Source organism: Enterococcus sp. AZ071 (genome assembly GCF_050499065.1).
In the GTDB taxonomy this organism is placed as follows: Bacteria; Bacillota; Bacilli; order Lactobacillales; family Enterococcaceae; genus Enterococcus_A; species Enterococcus_A ferrettii.
This window is the reverse complement of sequence record NZ_JBIPAS010000001.1, coordinates 3,750,233-3,766,489: the sequence shown is the minus strand read 5'-3', so window position 1 is coordinate 3,766,489 and position 16,257 is coordinate 3,750,233. Positions and strand designations below refer to the sequence as shown.

At 41.8% G+C, this 16,257-nt stretch carries 10 protein-coding genes; all 10 read right to left on the bottom strand.

Features of this window, described 5'->3' with window-relative positions; genetic code table 11:
- Window positions 1-49: 49 nt before the first annotated feature.
- A complete protein-coding gene (locus IGI49_RS18185; RefSeq protein WP_429962848.1) occupies window positions 50-775 on the bottom strand; it encodes a winged helix-turn-helix domain-containing protein in 726 nt (241 codons plus the stop codon).
- 38 nt (window positions 776-813) lie between these two features.
- Window positions 814-1,746: a hypothetical protein gene (locus IGI49_RS18180; protein ID WP_429962847.1), complete on the bottom strand. Its 933-nt coding sequence runs from the start codon at window positions 1,744-1,746 to the stop codon at window positions 814-816.
- 16 nt (window positions 1,747-1,762) lie between these two features.
- Window positions 1,763-2,503 carry a hypothetical protein gene (locus IGI49_RS18175; protein ID WP_429962846.1) on the bottom strand — a complete coding sequence of 247 codons (741 nt, stop codon included), beginning with the start codon at window positions 2,501-2,503 and terminating at the stop codon, window positions 1,763-1,765.
- Between the two features lie 32 nt (window positions 2,504-2,535).
- Window positions 2,536-3,090, bottom strand: a complete 555-nt coding sequence (lepB, locus tag IGI49_RS18170; protein ID WP_429962845.1) for a signal peptidase I — start codon at window positions 3,088-3,090, stop codon at window positions 2,536-2,538.
- Window positions 3,091-3,102: 12 nt separating this feature from the next.
- Entirely contained in the window at window positions 3,103-5,271 is a 2,169-nt protein-coding gene (locus IGI49_RS18165) for a glucosaminidase domain-containing protein (protein WP_429962844.1), read from the bottom strand.
- Window positions 5,272-5,301: 30 nt separating this feature from the next.
- Entirely contained in the window at window positions 5,302-7,071 is a 1,770-nt protein-coding gene (locus IGI49_RS18160) for a class C sortase (protein WP_429962843.1), read from the bottom strand.
- 91 nt (window positions 7,072-7,162) lie between these two features.
- Complete coding sequence (locus IGI49_RS18155) at window positions 7,163-7,867, bottom strand: prealbumin-like fold domain-containing protein (RefSeq protein ID WP_429962564.1); 705 nt, start codon at window positions 7,865-7,867, stop codon at window positions 7,163-7,165.
- Complete coding sequence (locus IGI49_RS18150) at window positions 7,864-12,633, bottom strand: SpaA isopeptide-forming pilin-related protein (RefSeq protein ID WP_429962842.1); 4,770 nt, start codon at window positions 12,631-12,633, stop codon at window positions 7,864-7,866. Before IGI49_RS18150 ends, IGI49_RS18155 begins: the two co-directional genes overlap by 4 nt.
- A gap of 27 nt (window positions 12,634-12,660) precedes the next feature.
- On the bottom strand, window positions 12,661-14,565 hold the full coding sequence (locus tag IGI49_RS18145; protein ID WP_429962841.1) for a SpaH/EbpB family LPXTG-anchored major pilin: 1,905 nt from the start codon (window positions 14,563-14,565) through the stop codon (window positions 12,661-12,663).
- Window positions 14,566-15,083: 518 nt separating this feature from the next.
- Window positions 15,084-16,184, bottom strand: coding sequence for a tyrosine-type recombinase/integrase (locus tag IGI49_RS18140; RefSeq protein WP_429962840.1), 1,101 nt, complete (start codon window positions 16,182-16,184; stop codon window positions 15,084-15,086).
- Window positions 16,185-16,257 lie beyond the last annotated feature (73 nt).

The following is a 16,257-nucleotide window of genomic DNA, read 5'->3' as shown; positions in this document are numbered from 1 at the left end:
CAAGAGACGGATCCTCTTAAAAGCTTCGATTTGTTTGGTTCTCTGCTGGTTAATAAAACGACTGAGCGTAAGATGCGCATTGTTGATAAAAATAGTCACTCAATTGGTAGCCTCTCCCCCAATGGGTCACAATAATCCGTCCATCTACACCTTGATTTTCGAATTTACGCTTGATTCGATTAATCATACAAGAAAGCTGACTCATGTTTGACGCCGTATTGCCTTCTGACCAAATTTTTTCACACAACTCTTTCCGAGTCATTACTTCTCCTTGTGCTCGAACAAGAAGGTTCATAACCGTTTGCTCTTTGCCTGTTAGGCGAATAAGCGTTGAGTCGAATTCACTTCTGTTTTCTGAATTAGGAAATGGAACCACTCGTTGATTCGATTCCTTTGCTTGGTTTCTCTTCATAGTAGCCAATGCAATTTTTTCTCGAATCACTTCTTGTGAATCAATTTCTGCAAGGTATCCCTGCAGTCCAAGTTCTGTCCATTTTTCTCGTTCCTCTTCCGTTGGCTCCTGTTCAACCTCTCTTAATAGAATAAGCGGGTATTCTAACAAAGGCTGCAATAACGTTTGTACTTCCTCATCAGAGAGTGATTTACCAAAAATAACTACCTGAAATTGCTGAGAAACAAACACAGGGACACCGAAGCGTTGAATTTGATCCAACAGCCAAGTAGAGCACCATACTTCATCATTTAGTTCTTGCAATTTTTTTTGTAGTGTTTGGTTTGCTAAAATATTCTTTGTTAGAAGTAAGGCTTGAGACATATTTTTTCCTTCTTTCGTTCGATTTTAATTTTATCTAGTTACTCTTCTTTTGCATTAAGTTTTGTATTAGCTAATTTATCAACGCGCTGCTGCAGCTCTTTGAAAATTTCCAATACGTCGCGTTTCGATTCATTGACCTCAAAAGAAATTTCCTTCGCTCGGTCGTAAACAACCTCAAGATCTTCCTCTGCCGATCGAATCATCATTTCCGCATCCATTTTAGCTTTTTCGACCGTTCGATTTGCTTGCTTCCGGGCGGAAACTAATACCTCTCCAATTTCCAATTGAGAGCGAATCGCTTCTTCTTTTAGTTCCTTATTTTCTTTTTGCAGCTCTTCCAGCTGCACTTTCATTTGTTGAATCGTCACTTGATCGACCACCTGATCGGAATTTTCCAGCAAGGAAGCTAACGCAGTCTCCTTTTCGGTAATAATCTGATTTAATTCGCCCAGTTTCTGATCTTTGATAATTAATTCTTCTTTTAACTGCTGATTCACTCGTTCCAACTCAACAGCATCGGCTTGCTCTTTTAAGGTTTCCCGCAGGTTCGTGATCTCACTTTTCATTGTCTGTGTTTGCTGCTGGGCTTGCTCTTTTTCTGACTCTACGACACTTAGAGCACTGCGAAGACGTTCCTGCTCATTCATTAATTTTTGCACTTCAATCCGTCGATCCGTCTGTTGCTGAATAAGTTCTCGTTCGCGCTCTTCTGTCATACGTTGCAATTCATCTTGCAGACGAATAACTTCTGGTGGATGGATCGCTGCTTTGGGACTGTTCTTTTCGATTGGCGGCTCAGTTGGTCTTTCACTCGTTCTTTCAATTGGTCTTTGCACTGGCTTCTCTCCGTTCTTTTCCATTGAGTAAACATTCGATCCTAATTCTTCGATACGATTTTCTGGAATTGCATTGATTTCGTCTACAATACTTTTATTGAAAAACCAACTGTTCTTTTTCTTGTTTGACGACATAGGCTACCTTCTTTCTTTATTCTTCTGGGACCTGCACAAATTCTTGATCATCACCTGCACGGGTGAACGTGCGATGATGCGTTTCCTCTTTTTGATCTTCACCAGTTAAATGCATTTGAAAGGTGACCTGAGTTAAATGGGGCACCACCTCGGCTTCCTTAACAAAAGCTAGTTGATTGGCTTCCAGCGTTTCCAGTTGATCTTTGGTCCCCGAATGCCCTACCAGTGCAATACTCAGTGTCTTTGACGGAATATCCAGCACAATTAACGTAGAGGACAATCCAAAATAGGGTTCAGCTTTTGCGGCCAACTCATTCTCAATCTCGTATTGCTGCTTGCGATTTTCATTTTCAAAAAGAGCCGCCCAATCATACGTACCCAATCCTAGTCCCTCTTCAGGGTAGGCTTTAATTGGTAAGTCATTAATAAAACGCCGCTGCTCCTCTCGCATCTTATAGAGTTCATCATTCGTCTGAGCATTTTTCTGATTCACTGCATACAGCTGATCCTCCAGTTCAAAGAGACTATAGGTGCTTAAAAGCAGACCCATTGCCAAGAGCAGACTCAAAAACAACAGGTAAGACACATGTTTTTCTTGTTCCAGATACTTCACATAGGCCAGTTTTTTATAAAATGACGATGGCTGACCTTTTTGCTTTTCAATTTTCTTTAGGCGTGAAGTCATCAAAAACCGATAAAGGACAATGAGTAATGTAACAACCACAAGTCCTACACTTAGAATGTTAATAATTAACACGCAGCTTCCTCTTTTCTTCCTTCTTCTCTTTATTACTGAACCGCAGCTAAATGCAGCTGAACAATTCCTTCAATTTCTGTTTGCTTCACCAGTCCAAAGGTTCGGCTGTCTTTAGATACATCCACATGATCACCAATGACAAAATAACAATCCTCGGGAATCTCCGTTAAGGTTTGCATTTTCTTAGCTGCAGATGGGTTAACTTGAAAGGTATAAACTGTTTCAAAATTTTTAGGCTCTCCGATGTTTAAAACCATCCGATTATTTTTAACCATAATCGTATCCCCTGGCATGCCAACTACCCGCTTAACAAACATATCCGGCTCTTTGGCTACACTAAAAACAACCACTTCATACCGATGAATCGGTGTTTGTTTTCGCACCAACACGGCATCGCCATCATGTAAATTCTTTTCCATAGAAGTACCCGAAACCCAATGAATACTAAAATGGTTTCGCATCTGTGCATCAATCAGAAAGAAGCCGGTTATCCCTAGGACCAACAAATAAAGAATCGCAACTGCCTTTATTAGATTTCTTTTTTTGCGCCCATTTATTTGTGAACGATGTCTAGGTCTTCTACTCATGTGTCGCTCCTCTTACTTTGGTTGAATGTAGGATACTTGGTTGGATCGAGCCAAATCATTGCCAATTACTCGATAGGAAATAATCGTCCCACCATAGACGTTCCCTTCTGAAATCAGAATCCCCTCTGATCCTACAGCTTCCACAAAAGCCACATGGCCATAACGTGTATCTGATCCGGCAGTTCCAGGACTAAAGGAAACCAACCATCCAGCTTTTGGCTGTTGACTCACCTTATAGCCTAAACGTTGGCCTGTTGCTCCCCATTCACCACCGTTGCCCATAAACTCATCGACTGATTTACCCAGTTGTTTTACTCGATTGTAGGCATACCAAGTACATTGACCGACTGGATAAGAGCCTGAGCTGTTGTAATTTTTTCCATCATAATCCGGGAGCTTCATCCGTTCTTTGTACTCAGCAGGAATTTCTGATTTTCCTTTAATAAATACACTGGAGTCCGTCGCTTTGGGCCGGTCAAATTCTGTTAAGTGATAGACTGCAATCAGAGAATTCAGCTTCTGATTGTATTCTGTATCCGTCGCATAGCTTCCAGTTAAAGAGGTGGTGGCATTTAAATAATTTTTAGCTTTAGAACGCCAGGTTGGTTGATAAAAGGCACTGTTACCGGAAATCCCTCCTCGCAGCAAGCTGACATAATCGCCTAAAGACGCCGCATAATTGGGATATTTCCGAAAAGCAGATTGGATTTGATACAATTCGCCATTTCCACGATCTTCGCTGGTCGCAAAAGAAACCGATTGGCCTTGATAGGTTCCCTTAACCCCAAACAAATTGTAATGAGGTGGTAAGGAAAGTCCGCTAGTACCGGAGCCGCTCTCCAAAATAGCTTGTGCAATCATCACTGAGGCAAATACATCGTATTCCAGTCCTAAAGTTCGTGCATCTTCACTGATAGACTCGACAAAGTTTGTCGTTGCTTCACTGGCTTGGAAATTTTTAGCTGCCGGGTAATTAGCTAACACTTGCTGTCCCTCGGCTGTCAGCTGCACTTCAGGTAAGGATTGTATGGTAAACTCATCGTCCAATTCAGTTAGCAAACGGACGACTGCTTGACGTTCCTTGACTGGCTCCTCTGATTCTTTTGGTTCTTCGGCTTCTTCCGCCTCTTCTTTTTTCTCGGCTTCTGCATGTTCTTCGGTTACTTCAACGTCTGCCAAAGTAAGATAGCTATCGTTGCCCAAATACAAGCCCACCAGCTTTTGATCTTGGTAGAGAAGGGTGCCAATTAATAGTTCTTCCTTTTGAAACTTTTGACTATCCTCTACTAAATTTGTTCCATAGAACATTTGATACAGCTCCTTGAAAAATTCAGCTGCCTCCAAGTTTTTCTCTTGCGGCTGCCCCACTTGTTGAATGGCTCCATAAATCCATGCAGCCACCTCTTTGCGTTCAAAGGTAGATAGTAATGGTAGTTCGAACCGTCCTAAATCCGATTCCGCTAATCGTTCTGCCCGCCATTCCTTTGGAAGGTTGAGGGTACTAGTAGCTGAAAGGGCTTGGTCTTGCGTTCCATTAGTTAAACGAGGTGTCTGTACCGTTGGCTGACTCGGCTGGGGTACTTGAACCATTGGCGGTTCAGCTGGAGGTACCTCTGGTGAAGAAACTTCTGGATCACTAGAAGAAGGGCTCGTTTCTTGTTCTTCTGTAGTCGAAATGCTAGTACTGCTTTCTGTTGAATAAGCAGGCTCTTCACTTGTCATCGATTCAGTTGAACTTGTCGATTCCTGTGTCGTGGTCGAACTAGTGGACGACTCCGTGGTTGAGTTACTAGTAGTACTTGTTGTAGACTCACCTGTGGACTCGCTGCTCGAACTGGTCGTGGCTTCGGTCTCACTTGTTTCACTGGACGTATTAGATGACGGGTCACTGGATTCTTTTGTTGCTTCGGTCGATTCCTCTGAAATTACTTCTTCTACGGAGGAGTCAATTGGCGGTTCAATTGCTGGTTCCGCTGCTTGAGACGTTGGCGGCTCCTCTGTGTTTAACAAGGATGGCTCCTGTACAGTTTCTTGTGAAGGTTCAGTTGCTATTACTGGTTGTTCCGATAGTTGGACGTTTTTTTCTTCAAGCTCTCCCGCCTTCAAGACGCCACCTCTTAAACTAAAGAGTGAGACACCCAGCAACAACAGCGCACAAATTCCTCCAGCAGTTTTTTTCATCTTGTTTTCTCCTATCCCTGTCTTCCTTTTTTAAATCAAACTGAAAAATAAAATTGGCAATAAGAACAATAAAAATAATGGCACGACGGTTTGTAATGGATCACTAATGATCTTAGCTGCCAAGGTCATACTCCAATGATCCGTTGTGGTAATCGGGTCCTCCTTCATAATCTCGCCATTCACCTTGGTATTTGATCTCGTTAAATTCATTTGATCAAATAGCTCAGCTTCGGCTTCTCTCAAAGGTAAAATACTTTTTAGATTCCCTTGAACCAGTCGGCGATAGATTGTGCCAATGTCCCCTTCGCACCGCAACAGAGTCAGTAAGGCGCGATTGTTCGCTGGGTTCTTCTCAACATAGTCCACTTCTGTCTCCTCAATAATTTTGTTTATGGAAACCTCATAGACATAAATATCTTTGAAATCTGTCGTGTAGATCAGATCGCCTTTCTTTAAATTTTGAATCCGGTGCAGCAGAACATCTTTATCAAAAATATTATGGGCCAACAGCACATAATTTCCTCGACCCAGCTGCTGATCTAGACGATACGTCGCTGCTCCACTCAACAGATTTTCATTGGCTAACCCTGCCAGAATGGGTAAATCTATCGACACTTTGGGAATAACAATTTTGCCCACTCCCCAATTATTGGTTGTCGTCTGAATGGCTGATTTTGCTTTCGCATAGTCTGAAATTTTTACGCTGGCAATTTGTTTCTCCTCATAAGTGGCCTGTGAGATTTTATCCAGATTAAAACTGCTCAGCTCTTCTGATTGGCCGATATTGACCGATGCATACGCTGGCTCTTGTTCCATTTGAAGATAGCCGTAGATTGCTGTACACATGACCGCCACCATACTAATAAATAGTAAAATGAATAAGGTTTTTGTGACTAGGAACAATCGTTTCAGACGTTTTCTCGCCTTTCTTGCGACCAGGGGATCATCCGAGCGAAAGCGGCGGATATTGTATTGATAAATCCCCATTAATAGAAGAAAGATTGCGACATTACTGCCCAACGTGGCCAAAACAATATTTTGGTAACTCCATTGATTACGCTGTTTTACCTTTCGCTGCATCGCCTCGTTGTAGTCCACTCGATGACCTGTGACCAGAAGCCGGAAGGTATTGATACCCGGAGGTGTACAGGTTAACAGCGTCACCTTATCCTTTTTGGGTTGAATCTTGATTTTATCGGCGTCTGTCGGCAGAATCTCTTCGAAGGAATCAATTTCATAAGCCAACCGTTTGCCTAAAATATTGATGAAAAATAAATCACCTTCTTTTAAGTTACGGATGTCGGTAAAGAGTACTTGGTTACGGACACCGCTATGACCCGTGATTACCGCACGCGTATCTTTGCCGCCGATGGGAATCGAGGTCGGTTCAAAATGCCCTAGGCCCTTATCCAAGGTCTTAAAGGAAGTCCCGTGATAAAAAGGCATCTGTTTGATATCAATCGCCGGAATATCAATGGTGCCCATGACATCTCCCTGCTTCATGATGCTGTTGTAAACAATCGGTTCCCCTGTGGTTTTTCCCTCTTGTTTATTGAATATGTAGTGATTGTATTCTTGTGCCAGCTGCAGCTGTTTCTCTTTGTCTGCTTTTGACATTTTTCTCATGGTGTCATCGTATTGGCTGACCGCTTGACTGCGTTCTCGATTGGCCAGATAATTCCCAACAATTGGGTACAAGAGTGTCAGAATCCCTCCGAAGATCATCAACAGTGCAAAGTTTTTAAGCAACGAATTTCTTCGTTTGTTTTTTTCCCGCTTCACACTGGTTCCTTCTTTCATCTAAGTTCGTTTTACACTAGAAACAAAGAATCGAGGACACCTCTGCAAGTATCCCAGATTCTTTGTCTTGCTTATCGTTATTGCTGTTTGGTTAAAAACTGTCTCTTTTTCGGTGAATGTTCACCATCCCAACCAGCCCCATGACAAGCACCATAGCTAAAATCCACAGCAGGGTCTGATACGTTCCGATATTCCCGCTGGTTTGTGGCAGCTTCTTCACAGGATCCTTGGCAGAAGTACCAGGGGCGGGAGTATCCCCCTTCGTCCCCGATAACCCTGGACGATCACTGACCGCACTGGATTTCGGATAGATATAAACACCGTGTAACGCTTCCCCTTGTTGTTGCGGGAACGGCAGCTCCACAATGACCGGTTCCATGACTTCCAGCAACTGCTCATGTTCTTGTTCAACAATCTCATACATCCCTTGAGCGAGACCAGTGACGCTGGCCATGCCCTTATCGTCCGTCGTTACGGTAGTCGTGAAGGCACCTTCCCCTTTTAATGGTTCGAATCCTGTACCACCTTGCATCGGAGTAACCCGGGTGATGCTGTAGGACACACCTTTCATCGGTTCCAAGGCTTTACCTTGTTCGTCAGTTACCTGATCTACCTTGAGTCCATCTAAAGGAAGGGCATGAATGGTTGCGGCATCTTCCACCTTGTATTTCTGAATGTGGACATTGTAGCCTGATTCAGTATCAGTTGCAGGTTCTTGTCCATGTACAGGCACCCCTTGCATCAGATACGACAGAGAGAGAATAAGAAGCAGCGCTATACGACTTAATTTTTTCATCTTACTCGCCTCTTTCGTCTCTTAATTGGGTGAAATTGATGGACGATGCCCAGCATACCGATCAGCATCAGGCTGCCCGCAGCCACTAAAACAAGTTGCATGGCTTTGTTTCCACCCGTAAACGGCAATAGAGTCGCTCCAGAATCAGAAACATACACCTTCACAATATAATTGTATTTGGGAACATTCACTTTGATTGGCTCTTTAATCAATTCATAGCCAGAAGGCGCTTTGGTTTCCACCAGTGTATAGTCCCCTGGAGGGAGACCGGTGTATTCTAACCAGCCATATTCATCGGTCGTCGCTGAGCCGATCTTATCCGCTGGCTTCGTACTGTTTCCTTCAAACAAATCGAATTCTGCATATTGTAACGGTGTAGCGGTCTTTTCAATTTCTTCATCTGACAGATGCCCATCTCCATTCCCATCAACTGCACTACCCTCAATATATTTAAAGAGTCGAATCGTTGATAAACGAGTGAGACCTGCGTTGACATCTGTCACATGATGGACATACTTACCGGAACCAAGGGTGGTCGGCAGATCCTTCAATTCAGGCTGCGGATACTCTGGTGTCTTATAGTCGCTTGGACTAGCTTTGGAGTTCTTAGTCATATCTGAACCAACCAATTGCTTAGTAACGATCACGACCTTTGAAACAACTAAATCTCCGACAATAAACTCAGCTAGGTATTCGCCTTCTGGCAAATCTTCGAACAGGTACTCGCCTCTGGCATTGGTCTTAATTAAGGAGTCTCCGCTACCATCAATGTACGAATCTCCTCTTAAGCTCTCTTTGACCAATTGTTTTTTATACCCAGTGTTGGTTTTACTAGTTCGATAAAGCTTAACCGGAATATTAGCGACAGGATCTTCTGCCGAACCGTCTTCTTTAGTTCCAATCAATCCGTCATAGTCATCGTCATACCAGACATAACCTTTTAAATCTCGGCTGTAGACTCGGGTTTGAACAATGTTACTGTATACTGGCAATTCCAGCTTGCTGTTAAAGGCTGCTTGATTTCTAAACAAATCTCCAGCCATGTGTCCGGTTGGCGCTAACGTGACTTCGAAGCTAACCTTTTCGTTTACCCCTATTGAAGCTACCTTTGCCATAATCGCTTTGGCATTTTCATAGAGTTTTGGATTCCCACCTGATGGGAATGCTACTAAACCTGGTATTGCAGCATTCGGATTCTGATTTGTCGGAACAGACGAATTTGTATAGAAGAAGCTTCCTGTCCCCTTAGTCATTTTAAGATTTTTCACTTTGTACGACCCATTGAAATCAGAACCACGAACAGTATCCCCATCAAACGGCAATACATCTAAGAGATTCACATCCACTAGCTTATCTGAACTATTATTTTCCAATTCGATAGTGTACGTAATATCTGAAGATGCCGAAGGATTCGCTGCATCTTTCGCACCGACTTCCAACAACTCTTTATCCACTGTTTTTGTCAGTAAAATTTGCTGTATTTGATAAAGATCAATTTCTCCTTCTGACTCTCTGACTCTTTGTGCAGAAGGATCTTTTTGACTCGGACTTCCTTTCACCCATATTTCACCGACAGTATGGGCTTTGGCCTTAGCTACGGATTTATCATCAAAGGATAAATCCTTAACTTCAGCGCTTGTAGTAAAGTTTACCTCTGCAATATCTCCCCTCGCAGGGTTTAGATTATCAAGAGTAAACACAAGCACTGTAGTACCATCTGGTTTCTTCGTTACCGAAACATTTGAAGCCGCAATTTTATTTCCTAAACCATCTACTGCAGAACCCACATCATAATCAATTCCCTTAGATAAGGTAGTAGTTAATCGGACAGTATGAGCGGTGTTTCCACCATTGATGTTCCCATTGACCTTCCACTTGATGGTTTCATCTGTCGGGTAAATTGGCTTTTCTGGCGCCGTAGTGGTCGTAATCGAAACACCATTTATGAAGAAAGTATCCCCATAACTTGCCATATCTCCAGCTACATTAGGAACTACCTCATTCTCATCTCTATCGTACTTGGCAAAGTGCCCGCCTGTTTTGGTCCCTGTGGAAGAAAAGATAGATGGCGCATATGAAGTACCTACATCTGGTCTTTGCTTCTTAGTTCCATTAGAAAAGTTAACAAAAGAAGCCATTAGTAGAATATTCGGATTTCCGGAAGCATCTTTGTGACTACCAATTGGCCCAACGGCTGTCACAGGTAAAATGACACTGTACCCATACGGTGTATAGGTAGGAGTAGTTACTTCATCTTCAAGTTTACATGCAGTTATTTCCCTTGATCCCACCTCAGCTGCTTCGACTGTTGGGTACCAAGTATATTCGGCATCAAGTTGAGCTTGTGTTCTGTATGCGTTGCTGATAGGAACCTTAGATGTTTTAACCCCATAAGATATTTTTTTAGCCTTTGTGTAAACTGGCCTGCTAGAATCAAACTTTGCCGAATTCCCATTCCAGCGTACGTAGCTCACCGCATTTTTTACTAAGTGACAATCTGTTGAAACAGATAAACGTCCGACTGCAGTGAATTCATAGCCTTTATTTACTCTTGCATCTCCTGCAGCATTCCAAACGCTGCTTGTACTACCTAAACTTACACCATTATCACTAAGGTTCGCTGGGGGATTATACGCCCATAAAGTATGCTGCGAGAATCCTTGTCCAGCTTTCGTACGACTGTATTCAACAACCGTATCTCCAGAATGACTATTTCCTTCATACGAAATATTGGATACTTCGATCTCAGAATTGAAGACCCCTGTACCTTTGTTGACAATGTACAAATTGTTCCACTCAGTCAAAAGACTCACTGATGCAAAAACATGATTATTTTTACTAACAGCAGTACCGGACATATTATAAGTATAGGGATTCCACATAGGTTCATAATTTTCAATACTGACTTGAGTGTCACCAGTTAGACTTACATCTCCTGTATCAAAAACACCAATATTCGATTTGTCCACTGCTGTTGGTTCAGAAAAGTGAACATCCTGATACTTCCCGAAAGGAATCTGATCGCTTAAAACTGCTTTGTTTACCTTCAGTGTTCGCCCAGTAGCCTTGTGTAATCGCCAAAACCAATCAGCAGAATTATCACTCATTGTTCCTGATGTTCCAGCAACAATCTGAACTGGGTAAGCATGACTTGTAGAAGTAGCTGATCCAGTTGGAACAGGCGTTTTTGAAGATGTATTGGTCACCTGATACGTGTTGCTCTTTGTTCCTAAAGTAAACTTAATCGCTCCCGTTGGAAAAGTGGATCCACGAAAGTCGTATTTACTTCGTCCGCTTAATTCTTTCAGCGAAATATTGACACCAACACCTACAACCTGCCAATTATTTCGAGTCGCTGCAGACCAAGTCCCACCTGAAACAGTACTGGCAAAATCAGCTTGCTTGCCCTTAACAAGTTCGGGTTTTATGTTTGCTTTTGCTGATACTTTTGTATCTTTTACTTTTAGTTGACTCAAATTAGTTTGATCGTATTCTTTATTAATTGTTTCTACAAATCCAGTAGACTCATTTTTGGCACTAATAATCGTAATCTTTAGTTTGGGTTTGATCACAGTACCATGTTCAGCACCATAGACATTTACAAACATTGGGACTAAAATTTGTCCATTTGAATTGATCGTAGAACTCAGATACCCCTTAGCAGTTTGAGTGCCATCTGCTTCCGGATGCATTGACGTATTTTCGTGTGCAACTACTTCCCAGTTAAAGCGTTTCTTACCAGCTGAATCCAATCCATAAGCTTTCGGTACTTCCATATCTACTCGATATTGAATTTCTGAATACTTGATTCCAGGGTCTGATGCTTCTAACGAAAATGAAAGCAGATATAGATTTGAATCAAATGACCGAACTAGATCGTTGGTTTCTCCAGAATCGTAGCCTGGACCATCACTTGTATCAAACTTCGATGTTCCTGTACGCACAGTTACTTTAGCATTTGTCACTGAAATAGCAGAGGCTGCTTTTGTTCCTCGCTTTGCCTTTGCTTCTTCAGCCGGAATTTCAATTGGCTTAAAGGATTCTTCTTCTACATAGGCTCTTTTTTCAAGCTCTTCAATCGTTTCGCTTCCACTCAAAGGCTCTGGTTCGTTTTTTTTCTCTTCTGGCTCCGCAGGTTCTTCTGGAGTATTTATTTCTTCTGACGTTTCTTCCACTTTAATAGAAATAAAATTGAACAATTTATGCTTCCTTGCTTGTTCCACATTTTCAAGTTCAACCGTGGATTCTTGACTATCCTGTTCCCTAGAAAAGGTAACCGTTTCAGTCTTATCCTTCAAAAGCTTTAAATACGTAGTGACTTTTCCAGTTTCGGTATCGGATACTCGAATCAGCTCACTAGACAGCGCTCTTTTTTCAGCCTCATCATTCTTTTCAGAAGTATCCGTTTCCTCTGGTTCACCTTTCAATACAGCAAGTTCATTTTCTAAATCAAACTGTGAAGACAGTACTTCTCTAACTGGAAGTTCCCGCGAATCAGGACTTGGTGATGATAGACTGACGTGCTCATTTTCAACGAGCCGAAAAAGTTGATTTTCTTTTGCAGTCAATTTTAAGTTCACGGAATTTTCCAAAATACTGGTATCTTTTCCGGTGATGTCTTCATCATCCTTTTGAACAGTCAATTGGGTGGAAGAATCATCCGCTCGTAATAAATCCATACTAGATATTGAATAAACAATACCTAGTATGAATAGGATAGGAAGTAGGATGGCGACTACGTGCTTTATTTTTGTTTTTTTCCGCATTGTCTGCCCTTCCTTTCTGCCTTCATGTTACGCTGCGCGACGCTTTTTATCGATTGCGATGGCTACTGTACCGATTGTGATGGCTCCTAAAGCGATTGCTACAAGAAGCATAGTGCCTGTTCCACCAGTAAATGGCAGGTCTGTTTTAGGATTATTGATTACTGTTAATTCAATTTCACCATCGTCTTCAGTTCCTGGTACTGGTGGGATAGTTGTTGGTGTGCCTAATTTAACTGTTACTTTCTTAGGATCCTTCAACAATTCGTAGCCAGTTGGTGCTTTTGTTTCCACTACCCAGTAGTCTTTTTGGATCTTGTCATGAGACCATGTTGCTTCTGTTGGGTCACTTGGATCTTGTTTGCCATCATTCGCATTTGGTCCAGCTGTATTATCAGTAAACCAATCTAATTTCAATCCATCAAATTCAGCAATCCCTGGTTTCGTTGGATCTTCCCCTGCTGTTGCTTTTAGGAAGGTTACGCCACCTGGCAACGTATCTGCTGTACCAAATTTGTCTGTATCTTTTTTGTATGACTTGCCATCGGAAGCTAAGAAGATGCCTTTTTCGGCGTTGTCTTCATTTTCTGCAATATGGAATTCTGCGCCGTCTAATGTAGTTGTTCCATCAGTTTTTACCTTTTTGATGTCGAATCCGCCATTGTAGTATTCTGGTTCATCACTTGTGCCAGTATCAGGTGTTCCACCAGGCAGCAAGTAGTCGATGGTGTATTTATTAGAGATCATTCCGTTAAAATCTTTGTTTGTGTTTACTTTGTAAACCACTTGAAGTTTTGGCAGCTCATCGACACCGATTTTTTTCATTCCGGCTTTAGTTAAGCTAACGACAACTTTTTTCTTCGCACCTTCAGTTAGATCTTGTACTTTAGCTGGAGGTGTAATTGTTGTACCGTCTAAGGTAACGGTATATTCTACCCCATTAGTTAGTTTCACCTTAGTTCCAGTTTTATCAATAGTGTAAACTTCTGCATCATCTAACAATAGATCCTCACTGATTTCATCGCTTACTTTGAAGTAAGAAGCATAAATTTCAGCATCTTTCGCAAAAAATGTATCAGTTGGTGTTGCGGTTGCATCATCTGGATCTATATAACCTGTGACAGTCATATCTCGTGGAGCAATCGCGAATAACCCATCAGGTAATTCAGTGGTTGCTTCCCATTGGAAAGAATTCCCTGCTTTGATTGAGTAGCCTTTTCCGCCTTCAACTGTTTTATCCAATTTAGTATTAGTTACAATATTTTTCGGATAAACATGCACGTCATAGATCAAGCTTCCTGTATCGTCCCGCTTTGTTTGAGGGATATAAACGAAGAATGGATCCATTGGTTTGGTTACCTTAATACCTGGTTCAGCAGCAGTTGGTGGTACTGCGGTTGGGTCTGCTGGTTTTGTATAGGTATAGTTGCCAGATGCATCAGGAATTTCACGAACAATATAAATCCCATCCGCAAGCTTCTTATCAGTTGCCGCTAGACTTTTACTTACATCAAATACTAACTTACCATCTGAATCAGTTGCCCCCTTATCGGTAAAGGCATTGGTCGTATCAACTTCCCAATCCGTACCTTCGACTTGTTTCAAAGGATCGGTTAATTCTGCCGAACCAATTGGTTTGATTTTGATGATTTCAAAATTAACATCTTGCATCATTTTTTTGCCAGCAACGTTCGGCGCTTTACTCGGATCAGGATTAATACCGTCTCCACGCTCACCTAATTCAGCCGAACTATTGATTTCATATTTCCAAAGTGTAATCTTACGATCCGATGTATCATCTGAAACCGGATTGTTGCTAATGTCTTGATCAACCGCATAAGCTGCACTCCCAGCACTTAATGCTACGCCTCCCAACATCGTTAATAACCCTAAACTAACCGCTACCTTGCTTATCCATCTTTTTTTCTTTTTCATAATAAGCTCCTTCTCTATCCTTTTTTTGGTTGACTTGCTATAATTTAATTAGATATTTTGCGGATAATTGACGGCGAGGTCGATTTTCTATCCTTGTTTCTTTTTCTTTAGCACTAAACCCTTATTCAATACTAATCGTTAATATCTAATTAAAAACCTAAACTGTTCTATCTTTGCGATAGACATCCCCCCTCCAATGACTTATTACGTGGTATTCATGATTGTTGGCACAAGCAGAATAGTCCGCAGATTTTTCCTGAACTGTTTAATTCTAGGAAAAAGCCGATACAATCAGGGTTTCATAGGTCATTTGACGGCGAATGGACGGCGTATAAATCCAAAACAACTCTCTTAATTGAAAGAAAAACAGCTTATAAAATAACTGTTGTTATCTAAAAAAGACAAAAAAGCTCCCCCAATGGAAAAGCTTGGTTTTTTTAATTTAATTTTCATTTTTAACTAATAATAGCTTTCCCCTTTATTCAGATCATTTAACTTAAACGCAGACTGAAATAAGACTAGATCATCCAGCCCATTTCTAAGCGATTCAACATTTTACGCCGCTCAGTTAAATCAGAGCCTGTATAGATATCTAAAGTCATTTGCGTGGATGAATGCCCCAATAAAGCACTGATTCCCGCAATAGTTCCCTGTTTTTCCAGCAGGCGAGTGGCAAACGTATGGCGTAATTTATGAAAATGACAGTCTTGAATCCCCGCTTTTTTGCAAATTTGTTTGAAATGATACGTAATTAGACGCGGCTCCATCGGATGATCCTTCACCTGAAAAACAAAGGATTGATTCTCTTCCTGTTTCAAGGAAAGCAACCATTTTTTTACCCCACCAGCTAAAGGAATGACGCGTTCAGAAGCTCTTGTTTTAGGTCTTCCCAATTGCAATTCAGTGCCTTGTCCCGCCGTTAGAATGCGTTGATAGGTGTGACGTACATGGATCAAATTGGCCGAAAAATCAATATCCTGCCACTGCAAAGCAGCCAATTCACCAATACGCATCCCTGTTTGCAGAGCAAGCAGTACAGGCGCACCATTTATCTCCTGAGCAGCAACTTTTTCTATCTTTCGCTGTTCTTGAACGGTTAAGGGTTCCACCTTTTTGTTTACTTTTGCCGGTAGGCAAATCTCTTGGCACGGATCTTTTTTTAGGTACCCTTCTTTGAACGCTTGGGTTAAAAACCGTCGAATCATCTTGAAAACTGCATGGATCGTGGTACTGCCCAATGATCCTTTCTCCAGAGTCTCCACCCAGTTTTGAATGGTCCGCTTCGTCAATGTACGAAGGGGTTGTTCGCCAATATAGGGCAATGCATATTTTTCAACTTTGTATTGATAGGTTGTCAAGGTTGAGGGTTTGACTTGATCCTGTTTCTGTTGGATGCAGTACATCAACCAGTCCTCGACACTTCCTGAGTACTCTCCTTGATTTGCTTGAATCTCTTGATAGTTGAACTTCAATTTCAATAAAACTTCTCGTACTTTTTTGAAGGTCCGACGGTAGACATAGCCGTAATGAATCTTACCATTGGCTTTTCTTCCTTTGATATACCGCCCTTCCCAACGGCCATCTTTTCGTTTGTAAATATTTTCTCCTCTGCGAGCCATGTAAAACACTCCTTTAATTTGATCGTATCCTGATTCGATTTTTTGACGGCTTAATTGACGGCGAATAAAATCA